Genomic DNA, 12918 nt, shown 5'->3' with positions numbered 1-12918 from the left:
CTTCGTCTGGTGTAAGATTAATAATCTTCCGCTTGTAAGATTAATAATCTTGCAGCCTGAAGATTATTAATCTTACAGCGATAGACCTATATTTTGTAGAAATCCAAAACAGTTCCTTATTCTTTCGTAATGTGGAACCAGTCTATGTCTGCCCATCCTCCGTCATTGGTGACGATAGCAGGACGGGTGCAGAAAGTACCCACCTTGGCACCTATCCATTTGCCTTCTTTTACTTGGAAAGGTTTGCCTAATTTCTGGAATTTCTTTCCATTCGTGCTATAACTCATCTGGCACATTACGACAAGGTCGTGTCCGCCTTCGCTTTTGCTTATCTTTTCACCGGTAGAAATGATTTCGGCACGCAGGTAGATTTCGTTTTCTTTCAGAGGCACACTGGCATTGACGGTTTCTGTTCCTCCACGGTCTGCCTTTTTGCATTCCACTTGCGAGAGCACCAGTCCGCTTTCCGTGTTCTCAAGAATGATTCCGGCATAGTCCATACCCATCACCACCAGTCCGGTGCGTTCGCCCTTGTATTTAGCGATAGGAGCGAACTTCAGTTTCATGGTTGCCTTGAAACTCGGTGCAGGGAACTTTTGGAGCAGCATATTGGGCACATCCCACAAGCTCTTGTAGTTTTCTGTTACTGGATAAGAATAGAGGCGCAGGCACCCGTGTTCCTCATCGCAAAAGTGCCACTTATCGTTGATATTTGCGTTCCATTGCCATTGCAAGCCAAGAATATTGGTGTTGAATTCATCACTTTCCTGCGGAGTGCAAATCGGATAAGTTTTTCCCACATTCGGTTTTTTCCAAGTCAATACAGGGTCACCGCATCCGTCTCCGTCTTTATCTTCACCGATAACGGGCCAATCGTTCACCCATTTCATCGGCTGGAGGTGTACAAGGCGTCCGGCTGCGCCTACATCCTGAAAATGCATGAACCAGTCTTCGCCTGTAGGTGTGTCTACCCATCCGCCTTGGTGAGGACCGTTGACAGGGCTGTCGCCTTGTGCCATCACGGTACGCCATTCGTAAGGGCCATATACGTTTTTCGAGCGTGCTACTACCTGCCAGCCCGTTGGTACTCCACCGGCAGGGAAAAACATGTAATAATATCCATTGCGTTTGTAGAACTTGGGACCTTCGCAGGTTTCGTGCGCTTCGTGTCCGTCGAATACGATTCGTGAGGGTCCGATGGTACGGGTGGCATCGGCGCTCAATTCGCATACGGCAATGACGCTTTTCAGTCCGGCACGGCTTCCGGCGTAAGCGTGAGCAAGATACACACGTCCGTCTTCGTCCCAAAGCGGAGTGGTGTCAATAATTCCCTTGGCTGCTTTCACTAATACCGGTTCGCACCACGGTCCTTTCACATCCTTGGCTTTCACCATAAAGATACCTTGATCGGGGTCTCCCCAAAAGATATAAAACTCTCCGTTATGATGACGGATGCAGGGAGCCCATACACGGTTTCCGTGCTGAGGGGCAGTATCGGTTACAGGAGGCAAGGCATGAGGCACTGCAACACCTGCGAAACTCCAGTTCACCAAGTCTTTGGAATGAAGCACCTGAAGTCCGGGCAAACATCCGAAACTGGATGAAGTGAGGTAATAATCTTCGCCCACACGGATAACATCGGGGTCGGAATAGTCGGCATAAAGAACCGGATTTTTATACGTTCCGTCACCTTGGTCGGCCACCCATACTTCCGAAACATAGTTATCTTGGGCGTGCAGCGCAGGAAGCGCACAGCCTCCCAGCAGGATTGAGAGTAGAAGTTGTTTCATCTTGTACATTTACAATTTACGGTTTACAATTTAGATTTCACTTTTTGCCTATTACGATTGAGATATGCGGTTTACCTGCCCTGCCGGGCAAATTTTATGATTTTTTATACTTTAGGTCAAATGCCGGAGTATGGGCAGCACACCGCAACCTTGCTTACTCGATGACTTGTATCTTAACAGGCTGTTCCAAATACTTCTTCCATTCTTGCACGTAGGCAAACCATTTTTCTTTGGTCGGATATCCAAAAGTTTCCTTGCACGATGTAAACGACGTGTAATAACGGAATGAACTTTCGCCGGGAGCGCTCACGGTATAAAGGAAGTTCTCCTTGTCGGCGGTTTCTTTTACGACCAGTTTCTTAGGGATATACGTAGCAAGACCTACCGTTTCCTTTTTATACTTCACCGTATCGTTTACGGGCCAATCGGTTCCCCAGCTTGCTACGAGTCCTTCATGGTCGGAATACATTGCGGCATGTCCGGTTATGTTTTGCACACCGGTAGCAAACACTTCATCGGTCAGCGGAGCATCAAAAATCACATCCACCTGTGCATCACGGTGTCCGGCATAGAGGGTGTAACGGTTTATCATATTCAGTTCTTTACCCTGATATTGCCAGCCTTTCACTTCGGCATCTACTACGGTACGTACCGGACCGTCGGCAAGAATCCGCTGGCCACGGATGTCAACGGGCTGAATCATGGTAGTCTGCGTGCCGTCCCATCCCCGGAGCGTTCCGGCTCCGCAACTATTGTTCACCTTGATGACGTCATCCCCGAATCCCCGCTTCAATTGCTCATCAGTAGGATAAAACTGGCTTTCCTCGATTTCCAGTCCCTTGCGGAATTTGCCATAAAGGTCTGTGGTCTGCTTTTCGTTGAAATAAATGCGGTATGCTACCAGCTCGCTTTCGAAAGCGATGCCATGATGTTGCTGAATGGTATACGTATAAGCGTTTCCATCGGCATAAATGGCATACCCTTTGGCATATTGGTTTTTCTTGGAAGTACGGAACAACATTTCGGCAAAAACACGTGCGGGATATACCTTATCGCTCTTTTTCGGAGAAAGCGTGACGGTCAGTGTCTTTTTGCCTTGTGCAGGTACGTCGATGACAAATGCCAGCTCGTCGGCACGGGTATCGCCATTCATATCGTCCAACTGGGAGGGTATTTCAGAAGTTCCGTCGGATACAACTGCTGATTTTACTGTAAACCCTGTTTTCAACGTATGAAGGTCTATCACGACAGGTTCATCGGTTTTTTCTGTTTGCCAAGGGTTCTCCACAACCACTTGAAATGTTTTCTCTGAGTCTTGTGCGGAAGCAGAGATACTTCCTGCCAGCAATGCTAAGCCAATGATAGCAAATGTTTTCATAAATATGTATACAAAATTAATCGATATCTCACTACAGAGACCACAGAGGTATACAGAGACTTTAAATTTATTTCCTCTGTGCTACTCTGTGCCCTCTATGGTGTATAAGCTAATTATGAAAGTTATTTAAGAATCAAACAATCAGAATTTATAAGACTCGGCTTTATTTCCGATTTTTTCGTACTTCTTATCTCCTACGGTAATGTTGGTTACCCCCATCATCTTCAGGTTATCGCCACCTTTGGTCGTGATAACTTTCACATTCTTCAAGGTCGCGTTTTCGGCACGGTTCAATGTCACGCCGTCTTTTGCATCGGAAATGGTTACATTCTCAAGGAAAATGTTCTTGATAGGCATTTCGGGAAGTCCGTTGAACAATACAGCACGTCCTACATTCTTTGCGGTGACATTCTTGATGAAGATATCACGGAATGCCGGAGTCTCCTCGGTTACCAGAGGCACAACTTCCTCTTTCGGAGCACCCGAAGCATTTCCTTCACCCGGTGCATTACCACCATAGAACAAGTCGAAGATAAGCGCCTCGTTCGGGATATTAATCATGTTGATGTTATTGATGTGGATGTTTTCCACTACCCCGCCACGGCCGCGTGTACTCTTGAAACGCAAGCCAACATCGGTACCAAGGAAAGAGCAGTTGTCTACATAAATGTTTTTTACTCCTCCAGACATTTCACTACCTACTACAAATCCGCCGTGTCCGTGCAGTACCACGTTGTTGCGGATAATTACGTTTTGACAAGGTTCGCCGCGCAGGCGTCCGCTTTCGTCCTTACCCGACTTGATGCAGATACCGTCGTCTCCCGCGTCAAAGCTGCTGCCGAGTACCAGTACACGATTGCACGATTCAATGTCGAGTGCATCTCCGTTTTGTGAGTACCAGGGATTGGATACGCTGATTCCTGTAATGGTCAGGTCTTCGCATGAGAGGGGATGCAGACACCAGCTGGGTGAGTTTTTGAAGGTTACTCCTTCGAGCATTACTTTCTTGCACTTGATGAGGCTCAACAGCACGGGGCGTAACCAGTCGCGGATACTGGCCCATTCCTCATCGGTTTCGATACCTTCGGGCACATTGAAGTCTTTACACGCATTGGCTCCTTTAATAGAACCTTCGCTTGGGTACCATATATCTCCTTTTTCATTGAGTACGCCTCCCGAAGCGACCAGTTTATTCCATTGTGATGAAGTCATCTTGCTTTTCTTTACGGGGCGCCAAGTGTCTCCGTTCCCGTCTATTACACCTTTGCCTGTGATGGCTATGTTTTCAGCACCGTTGGCAGATATGGGCGATTGGCACCGTCGTGTCTCCAGTCCTTCGAATGAAGTCTTGATAATAGGATATTGTGTGTGGTCGGCTGTAAAGAGCACCAGAGCATTTTCTTCCAAGTGCAGGTTGATATTGCTTTTCAGTACGATAGGTCCGGTAAGCCACAAACCTGCCGGTACTATCACGGTACCTCCTCCTTGTCGGGATACGGCTTCGATGGTTTGAGCAAATGCTTCCGTGTTGAGCGTGGTCCCGTCGGCAGTAGCACCGAACTCAGTTATCGAACGGGAATAGGCGGGAAACACGGGTTGTTGCACTTTGGTCATTTGGAATGGCAGGTTGCTATACACATCATCCGGGATAATGGGCGTATTTGCCTGTGCCTTTGTGGTTCCAGTACCAATAAAAGTTGCTATTCCTACAGAAAGCAAGTAATGTCGTAACGTGTTAAATTTAATCATATTCTTATGTTTTTTTGAGTTTTGCATCAAGGTATGATAATATTCACAAATGTAGTGCTTTTCGTTTAGACTCATGTGAATATTTTGACTGAATAGGTAAAAAAAATGGGCGGATGTGGAACTTTTATGCGCAAAAATTGGTAGGAGAATGGATAATTTAATCACTTGGCAGGTAAAATTGTTCATATTTGCTATTTCGTTTGTTGAAAATAGTTCGATTAATGGAAATGTTTGTATCTTTGTCCCGAATTTATAGTTTAAGACGTATGAGTTATAATTTATTAAAAGGAAAAAGAGGTATTGTATTCGGTGCCTTGAACGAGCAGTCTATCGCATGGAAAGTAGCAGAAAAGGCTGTAGAGGAAGGGGCTGTGATAACATTGTCCAATACTCCGGTAGCAGTCCGTATGGGAGAAATATCAGCTTTGGCTGAAAAACTGAATTGTGAGGTAATACCGGCTGATGCAACGAGTGTGGAAGATTTGGAAAATGTGTTCAAGCGTTCGATGGAAATATTGGGCGGTAAAATAGACTTTGTATTGCACTCTATCGGTATGTCGCCCAACGTGCGTAAGAAACGTACATACGATGATCTGGATTACGACATGTTGAACAAGACGCTGGATATTTCAGCTGTTTCGTTCCACAAGATGATTCAGAGCGCGAAAAAACTGAATGCCATCAACGAGTACGGTTCGATTGTAGCCTTGAGTTATGTAGCTGCACAACGCACATTCTACGGCTATAACGACATGGCAGATGCGAAGGCATTGCTGGAATCTATCGCACGCAGCTTCGGATACATTTACGGACGCGAGCACAACGTACGTATCAATACGATTTCCCAGTCGCCGACGATGACTACCGCAGGTTCGGGAGTGAAAGGCATGGACAAACTGTTCGACTTTGCCAACCGCATGTCTCCGCTGGGTAACGCTTCGGCAGACGAATGTGCAGACTATTGCATCGTGATGTTCTCTGACCTGACCCGTAAGGTGACCATGCAGAACCTGTATCACGACGGAGGTTTTTCAAGTGTAGGCATGAGTTTGCGTGCAATGGCAACTTATGAAAAAGGCCTCGATGAATATAAGGACGAAAATGGAAATATCATTTACGGATAAATAATCATTTCTGAATGAAAAAACTTTTATTCATATTATTAAGCGTCATTGCCTTTGCATCCTGTCAGTCAGATATGCAAAGCGGTGACGCTTTGTCTGACAGAAGGATAAAAGTTTTTCGTTATGACCGTTTACAATATGAGGCGACCGTCATGAATAGCATTTCAGCTATTCAGAAAATGAATATGGATTATCCGCAGGCTACGCGCATCCTTATTGAAGATGTGCTGATGTTGGGCAGCGTGGATGCACCAGACATTAACGAACGTTTGTGTACTTATTATTCCGATTCGGTCTTGCTTCGTTTGATGGAAGAGGCGGAAGAGAAGTTCAGTGATATGACACCGATAGAGGAACGGCTGACCGAGGGGTTCAAGCGTTTGAAGAAAGAAATTCCTTCGCTTCCGGTTCCGCAGGTGTATGCTCAAATTTCTGCTTTGAACCAGTCGGTGGTAGTAGGGGACAGTTTGTTGGGAATCAGTCTGGATAAGTATATGGGCGAGGATTATCCTTTGTACAAACGTTATTATTATGCATACCAGCGCCGCTCGATGACCCCCGAACGTATACTTCCCGATTGTTTTACTTTTTATTTGGTAAGTCTGTATCCGTTTGGATGGGAAACAGGTCATCGTACTCTTTTCGATGTGATGATGCATCAAGGAAAAATCAATTGGCTGGTGCGAAAAATCCTGGGGTATTCTTCGGATGCAGAAATGCTGGGTTATACCAAGGCTGAAACAGACTGGTGTAAGAAGAATGGGAAGAAACTGTGGGACTGGATGGTACGCCGGGGACATTTGTCGAGTACCGACCCGATGGTAATTCGTGCTTACACGCATCCTGACCCTAATATTATTTTAAAAGGAGAGCCTATACCTCCTATTGTAGGAGTATGGTTGGGGATGCAATTGACGGATAAGTACATGAAAGAGCATCCGGATGTATCTGTCGAAGCTTTGCTGGAGTGTGAAGATTTCAGAGAGCTGACACTCGAATAAGGGACGGCTTTACCTAATTAGTTTTTTAAAGTATGGATACAGCATTATATTTATTGCCGGTTACATTGGGTGACACGGCTATCGAACGTGTTCTTCCTTCCTATAACAAAGAAATCATTTTACAAATCAAGCATTTTATTGTAGAAGACGTGCGTTCGGCACGGCGTTTCCTGAAGAAAGTAGACCGGGACATCGATATCGACGGGCTGGCTTTTTATCCGCTGAACAAGCACACCGCTCCGGAAGTGGTGTCGGGCTATCTCCGTCCTTTGGAAGAAGGACATCCGATGGGGGTAATTTCAGAAGCCGGATGCCCTGCCGTAGCCGACCCGGGAGCCGATGTCGTGGCTATTGCCCAGCGCAAGAATCTAAAGGTCGTTCCGCTGGTAGGCCCTTCTTCTATCATCCTGTCGGTAATGGGCTCGGGCTTCAACGGACAAAGCTTTGCTTTCCACGGTTACTTACCCATCGACCCTTCCGAGCGCATAAAACGTATAAAAGAACTGGAACAGCGCATTTACGGCGAATCCCAGACCCAATTGTTCATCGAGACTCCGTACCGGAACAATAAAATGGCAGAGGATATCTTAAAGACCTGCCGCCCGCAAACCAAGCTTTGCATAGCCGCCAACATCACGTGTGAAGGCGAATACATCAAGACAAAGACCATCCGGGAATGGAAGGGGCATTTGCCCGATTTGTCTAAAATCCCCTGCATCTTCTTAATTTATAAATGAGACTTTTCGCTCCGGATGACGGAACGGATAAACGCATGCGGAAACGCATCCGTATGTATTGCCCTACGCAAGCGGCTGCATCGGGCATCGCAACCGCTTGCATCAGCCATCGCAGGCGGTTGCGTTTATCAAGTGAACCGGATGTGTTTTTCCGCATGATACGAGGAGCGGACCAACGGACCGCTCTCTACGGTAGAGAATCCTTTTTCTTCGCCTATCTCTTTATACTTCTGGAATTGCCCGGGAGTGATGTATGCCGCTACGGGATAATGCTTCCGGCTTGGCTGGAGATATTGACCGATAGTCAGAATCTTGCATCCGCATGCAAGCAGGTCATCCATCGTCTGTTCTACTTCTTCCGGTGTCTCTCCTAAACCGACCATTATGCCCGACTTTGCTGTAATTCCGCTTTCGGCTATCATCCGTATCACTTGCAGGCTCCGTTCGTATGTAGCTACACTCCGCACCAGCGGGGTGATGCGCCTTACGGTTTCCAGATTGTGTGAAATGATATCGGGACACGCATGGATGACAAGCCGGATAAGTTCGGCACGCCCCTGAAAATCCGGAATAAGTGTTTCAAGGGTGGTATCAGGGTTCATTTCCTTAATGCATCGGATGGTCTCTGCCCAATGTGCGGCTCCCAAGTCGGGCAAATCGTCTCTGTCTACCGAGGTTATGACTGCATGGTCCAACTTCATCAGACGAATAGACTCCGCTACGTGCCGGGGCTCTTCCGGGTCGAGCGGAAGCGGCTTTCCGCTTTGGGTATTGCAGAACTTGCACGAACGTGTACAGATGGCTCCGCCAATCATGAAGGTAGCGGTTCCTTTTCCCCAACATTCACCCAAATTCGGGCAGCGCCCGCTGGAGCAAATGGTGTGCAGCTTGTGTGTATCTACGATGCGTTTGGTATCGGCATAACGGGCATTGGCACCGATTTGTATCTTGAGCCATTCAGGCTTTCTTACGTGTTCCATGGTATATGTTATTTCACCACAGATTACACAGATTAAGAAGCTGTTTTGAATTTCTCCAAAAAGTTTTTCTTGGCTTGATGTGTTCGTTTTCGTGTGTGCTTTGGGCGATTTTTTGGTCCTTTTCGCTCCTGTTCTTCGTCAGATAGCCCGCTATCTTCCTCATCACAGAAGCGAAAATGCCTCAAAAACTCATCCCAAATCAGCGCACGATAAATTCAAAACAGCTTCTAAAAAATATTTTTCTCTGTATTCTCTCTGTGGCAAGTTCTTAATCTTTTTTTATCTGTGTAATCTGTGGTGAAAATCACATTACAGGTTTTCAATAAAGAAATTCGCTACGCGGTTCATCAGGTGTGTCCGGGTGTTTCCTCCTGATATGCCGTGGTTGCGGTTGGTATAGATTTGCATATCAAACTGGATGCCCGCCTGTACCAGCGCCTCGCTGTATTCGGCACAATTCTGATAATGCACGTTATCGTCTGCCGTACCGTGTATCAGAAGCAGGTTTCCGTGAAGCTTCGGTGCCCGGAGAATGGCAGAACCGGCACGGTATCCGTCGCCGTTCTCTTTCGGAGTGCGCATAAAGCGTTCGGTATATACCGTATCGTAAAAATGCCAGTCGCTGGGAGCGGCTATTGCCACACCAGCCTTGAAGACCGGCGTACCTTCGCTCATTGACATCAATGTCGTATATCCTCCGTAGCTCCAGCCCCAGATTCCGATACGGTTGGCGTCTACATAAGGCAAGGTGCCGAGATAGCGTGCCGTTTCTACTTGGTCGTGCGATTCCTTTACACCGAGGAAAAGATACGTGCATTTCTCGAATGCAGCCCCTCGTCCGCCTGTACCGCGTCCGTCCACGCATACGCTGATGTAACCATGGTCTGCCATGTAGGCTTCGAACATGCCTCCGTCGCTAAAGCTTCCGATGCCCCATTCGTCTAACACCTGTTGCGAGCCGGGACCGCTGTACTGGTGCATGATGACCGGATACTTCTTGTTCGGGTCGAAACCGGCAGGTTTCATCATCCAGCCGTTCAGCTCTACGCCTTCCGTAGTGCGGAAAGTGAAGAATTCTTTCTGGGGCATATTCAGGGTGGCAAGCTGCCCCTTCAGTTTACTATTATCAAGCAAGGTGGTCAGTTCCCGTCCCCGGTTGTCATTGATTGTGATGAGGGTCGGAGTGTCTTTGCTGGAGTATTTATTGATGTAATAAGTCAAGTTTGTATTGAAAATAGCGGTATTGGTCCCCGTCCGCGTGGAAAGCTTCGTTTTCTTTCCTTTGCGGTCTATTTTGTAAACGGCACTCCGGAGCGGGCTTTCCTCGTTGCTGGTGTAATAGAACACATCGTTCTTCTGGTCCCAGCCCAAGAAGTCTTTTACTTCAAACTCGCCTTTGGTCACCTGACGCACCAGGTTTCCGCCGATTGTATATAAATAAAGGTGATTGTATCCGTCGCGCTCACTCATCAGCACGATGTTTTCGGGATAGAAACGGATGTTGCTGTATGCCTGTTCCTTAACGTACTGCTCCGATTCGTCGCGGATGATGCTCTTGCAGATGGCACTCCGCGGGTTTGCCATGTACACGTTGAACCGGTTCTGGTGGCGGTTCAAGGTCATAATGGCAAGTTTCTCAGGGTCTGACGTGAATTTGATGCGGGGAATATAGCCGTCCGCATCAAGCGGAAGGTCCATTTTACGGGTCACATGGCTCTTGATATCGAAAGTATGTACGCTCACTTTCGAATTCACTTCGCCGGCTTTGGGGTATTTATACGTATAAGCGCCGGGATATGTGGCATACTCCGTGCGTTCGGGCGCCATGCCTTTGTACCACGGGAAGCTGAACATCGGCACTTGGCTTTCATCAAAGCGGATGTAAGCAATCATCTTGCTATCGGCACTGAAGTCGAAAGCACGGTTAAAGCCGAACTCTTCCTCGTATACCCAATCGGGAATACCGTTTAATACCTTATTATATTCTCCGTCCTTTGTCACTTGCGACTCGCTATTGCCGAAAAGCAATTTGACAAGGAAGATGTTATTGTCGCGTACAAAAGCGATTTGGAATCCGTCGGGCGAAAAGAGCGGCACCTGTTGCGGCCCGTTCTTCGAAAGCGGTTCTATGGTATTGTTCCTTATATTATAAATGTAATATTCTGCCGTGAACGAACGGCGGTAGATAGGCTTTGTCTCGGTCTGGATGAGAATCAGCTTTTCATCGGGCGACATGATGTAATCATCAAACGACTTGATGGGGCAATCGCGCGCGGTTTCCACATCGAATATGCTTTCCACTTCTTTTCCGGTTTTAAACGAATACTTCACAATCCGTTTCCGGTCGGCACTGATTTGTGTGTAATGCTCACCGTCCAGCATCGGCTTGATGCCATAAATGTTTTGGGGGCGGTATGTTCCGTTAGCCACGTCTTGCAGCGTTACCTTCTGCTGTGCGAATGCACATACGAACGCCACGAGCAGGCAGCTTAATGCAAGTAGTCTTTTCATTGTAGTTGATAGTTTATATGGTTGTAATATCGGCAAAGGTATGAAAAAATACTTATATTTGCATAACCCGTTGTCAATGTTTGTATCGGAGCATGGAAATGCATGCTATTTATTTTACATTTTTAGAAACAGTTTTGAATTTATCGTGTGCAGATTTAGACCGATAGATTTAAAACAGTTTTTTACGGTTTGATGGGTTTGTATTCAGGAACAAGTGCTTTCATGATAATCCATCCGATGAGGTATGCCACCGAGCAGATGCAGAAGATGATGAAATATCCTGCCGGCTTTCCTGTAAAGCCCATAAAGGCGAGCTGGGTGTTGGCGGCATAATCGAACAGGACTCCCGAACCCATATTGATGAGCGAAGAGCCGATGCCTCCCGCCATGCCTCCGAAGCCGATGATGGTGGCGATGGCGTTTTGCGGGAACATGTCGCTCACGGTACAATAAATATTGGAGGACCATGCCTGGTGGGCTGCTCCGGCTATACCTATAATAATTATCGGGTACCAATATGAATAGGCTCCCAGCGGTTGGGCTAGTAAGGTGATGATTGGGAAAAAGGCAAAGATAAGCATGGCGCGCATACGTCCCTTATAGGGGTTCATTCCTTTTTTCTCCACGAAGTAAGTGGGGAGCCATCCTCCGATGATGGATAGCATTGTGATGGCATAGAGGACGAAGATGAGCAATTGTGCCATCGGGGCGTTGGAGGGCAGGTGGTAGACATCGCTCAAATAAGCGGGAGTCCAGAACAGGAAGAACCACCAGATGCCGTCGGTCAGGAATTTGCCTACGGCGAATGCCCATGCCTGTTTGTAGCGGATGCATTGCAGGAAAGACATCTTGGGTAGGTTTTCTCCCTCTGAGGAGGCTTGTGGCTCTTCTTCTTCTTCTTCATTTTGTTCGATGTATGCCAGTTCGGCTTCGTTCACCAAACGGCTTTCGCGCGGGCGTTTGTAGAGGAATACCCAGAAGCCCATCCATACGAAGCCTAACGCACCGATGATGACGAATGCCATTTCCCAACCGTTTCCTACGCCTAAATCGCGGAAATAGCTTGCCAGGGTAGGGATGCTGACCGGGGCGACAAGTGCACCGATTGCAGCTCCACTATTGTAGATACTGGTTGGGAAAGCACGGTCTTTCTTCGGAAAATACTCGGCGGCGACCTTGGTGGCCACAGGAAAATTGCCTGCTTCGCCGATGGCTAAAATACATCGTGCGGCAATGAAGAAATAAACGCTCACTGTGGCGATGCTTAGTGCCAATGCCGAACCGGTTTCGGCTTGTTTCAGGGCTTCTACATTATCTACGCCTACCCACCATTCGGTAGCGATGCCACAAAAGGCATGGAGGCAGGCACCTAATGACCAGATTCCGATTGTCCAAAGATATCCTTTGCGTGTGCCCATCCAGTCGATGACCCGTCCGGCAAAAAGCATTCCAAGGGCATAGACGATGGCGAACACGCCGGCTATGAATCCGTAGTCGGTGTCAGTCCAATGGAATTCGGGTGCGATAAAGTCTTTCCATGTGAGCGAAAGAACTTGCCGGTCCATGTAGTTGATGGTGGTTGCCATAAAAAGCATAAAGCAGATGGTCCAGCGGAAGTTGGTCATCTTGTTTGGTCGTGTTTTCATAA

The 12918-nt window shown here is 47.4% G+C and carries 10 protein-coding genes; 3 read left to right on the top strand and 7 right to left on the bottom strand.

The window, feature by feature from the left end:
• Positions 1–116: 116 nt before the first annotated feature.
• The 3 genes from B5F25_RS11505 to B5F25_RS11495 all read right to left on the bottom strand — a co-directional run bounded on the left by B5F25_RS11505 (position 117) and on the right by B5F25_RS11495 (position 4917).
• Positions 117–1790: a glycoside hydrolase 43 family protein gene (locus B5F25_RS11505; protein ID WP_087209846.1), complete on the bottom strand. Its 1674-nt coding sequence runs from the start codon at positions 1788–1790 to the stop codon at positions 117–119.
• Between the two features lie 154 nt (positions 1791–1944).
• Positions 1945–3168: a DUF4861 domain-containing protein gene (locus B5F25_RS11500; protein ID WP_087249687.1), complete on the bottom strand. Its 1224-nt coding sequence runs from the start codon at positions 3166–3168 to the stop codon at positions 1945–1947.
• Between the two features lie 141 nt (positions 3169–3309).
• Positions 3310–4917, bottom strand: a complete 1608-nt coding sequence (locus B5F25_RS11495; protein WP_087249685.1) for a glycoside hydrolase family 28 protein — start codon at positions 4915–4917, stop codon at positions 3310–3312.
• Positions 4918–5183: 266 nt separating this feature from the next.
• Here B5F25_RS11495 and B5F25_RS11490 point away from each other — a divergent pair, with 266 nt between their 5' ends.
• Genes B5F25_RS11490 through B5F25_RS11480 form a run of 3 tightly spaced genes read left to right on the top strand, consistent with a single transcriptional unit; the run spans position 5184 to position 7779 of the window.
• A complete protein-coding gene (locus B5F25_RS11490) occupies positions 5184–6041 on the top strand; it encodes an enoyl-ACP reductase (protein WP_087209834.1) in 858 nt (285 codons plus the stop codon).
• 14 nt (positions 6042–6055) lie between these two features.
• Positions 6056–7042: a gliding motility lipoprotein GldB gene (locus B5F25_RS11485; RefSeq protein ID WP_087209837.1), complete on the top strand. Its 987-nt coding sequence runs from the start codon at positions 6056–6058 to the stop codon at positions 7040–7042.
• Positions 7043–7074: 32 nt separating this feature from the next.
• Positions 7075–7779, top strand: coding sequence for an SAM-dependent methyltransferase (locus tag B5F25_RS11480; RefSeq protein WP_013617660.1), 705 nt, complete (start codon positions 7075–7077; stop codon positions 7777–7779).
• A 128-nt stretch (positions 7780–7907) separates the two neighbouring features.
• Here the strand turns inward: B5F25_RS11480 and lipA are convergent, their stop codons facing one another.
• The 4 genes from lipA to B5F25_RS11465 form a co-directional block, all read right to left on the bottom strand.
• The gene (lipA, locus tag B5F25_RS11475; RefSeq protein WP_087249683.1) at positions 7908–8759 is read right to left on the bottom strand and encodes a lipoyl synthase; all 852 of its coding nucleotides are present in this window, start codon (positions 8757–8759) and stop codon (positions 7908–7910) included.
• Between the two features lie 32 nt (positions 8760–8791).
• Complete coding sequence (locus B5F25_RS21785) at positions 8792–8944, bottom strand: hypothetical protein (protein ID WP_158100070.1); 153 nt, start codon at positions 8942–8944, stop codon at positions 8792–8794.
• 124 nt (positions 8945–9068) lie between these two features.
• Positions 9069–11270, bottom strand: a complete 2202-nt coding sequence (locus B5F25_RS11470; RefSeq protein WP_022038890.1) for a S9 family peptidase — start codon at positions 11268–11270, stop codon at positions 9069–9071.
• A 182-nt stretch (positions 11271–11452) separates the two neighbouring features.
• Complete coding sequence (locus tag B5F25_RS11465; RefSeq protein WP_087249681.1) at positions 11453–12916, bottom strand: MFS transporter; 1464 nt, start codon at positions 12914–12916, stop codon at positions 11453–11455.
• Between the last annotated feature and the right edge of the window lie 2 nt (positions 12917–12918).

The organism is Bacteroides sp. An19 (assembly GCF_002160215.1).
In the GTDB taxonomy this organism is placed as follows: Bacteria; Bacteroidota; Bacteroidia; order Bacteroidales; family Bacteroidaceae; genus Phocaeicola; species Phocaeicola intestinalis.
Note: the sequence above shows the minus strand (reverse complement) of the source record. Positions and strands in the feature narration are given on the sequence as shown.

Bases quoted from the DNA above. Each gene is read 5' to 3' on its own strand.
- B5F25_RS11480 (WP_013617660.1), top strand. From the start codon at position 7,075: ATGGATACAGCATTATATTTATTGCCGGTTACATTGGGTGACACGGCT.
- B5F25_RS11505 (WP_087209846.1), bottom strand. From the start codon at position 1,790: ATGAAACAACTTCTACTCTCAATCCTGCTGGGAGGCTGTGCGCTTCCT.
- B5F25_RS11470 (WP_022038890.1), bottom strand. From the start codon at position 11,270: ATGAAAAGACTACTTGCATTAAGCTGCCTGCTCGTGGCGTTCGTATGT.
- B5F25_RS11500 (WP_087249687.1), bottom strand. From the start codon at position 3,168: ATGAAAACATTTGCTATCATTGGCTTAGCATTGCTGGCAGGAAGTATC.
- B5F25_RS11465 (WP_087249681.1), bottom strand. From the start codon at position 12,916: ATGAAAACACGACCAAACAAGATGACCAACTTCCGCTGGACCATCTGC.
- B5F25_RS11495 (WP_087249685.1), bottom strand. From the start codon at position 4,917: ATGATTAAATTTAACACGTTACGACATTACTTGCTTTCTGTAGGAATA.
- B5F25_RS11490 (WP_087209834.1), top strand. From the start codon at position 5,184: ATGAGTTATAATTTATTAAAAGGAAAAAGAGGTATTGTATTCGGTGCC.
- B5F25_RS11485 (WP_087209837.1), top strand. From the start codon at position 6,056: ATGAAAAAACTTTTATTCATATTATTAAGCGTCATTGCCTTTGCATCC.
- lipA (WP_087249683.1), bottom strand. From the start codon at position 8,759: ATGGAACACGTAAGAAAGCCTGAATGGCTCAAGATACAAATCGGTGCC.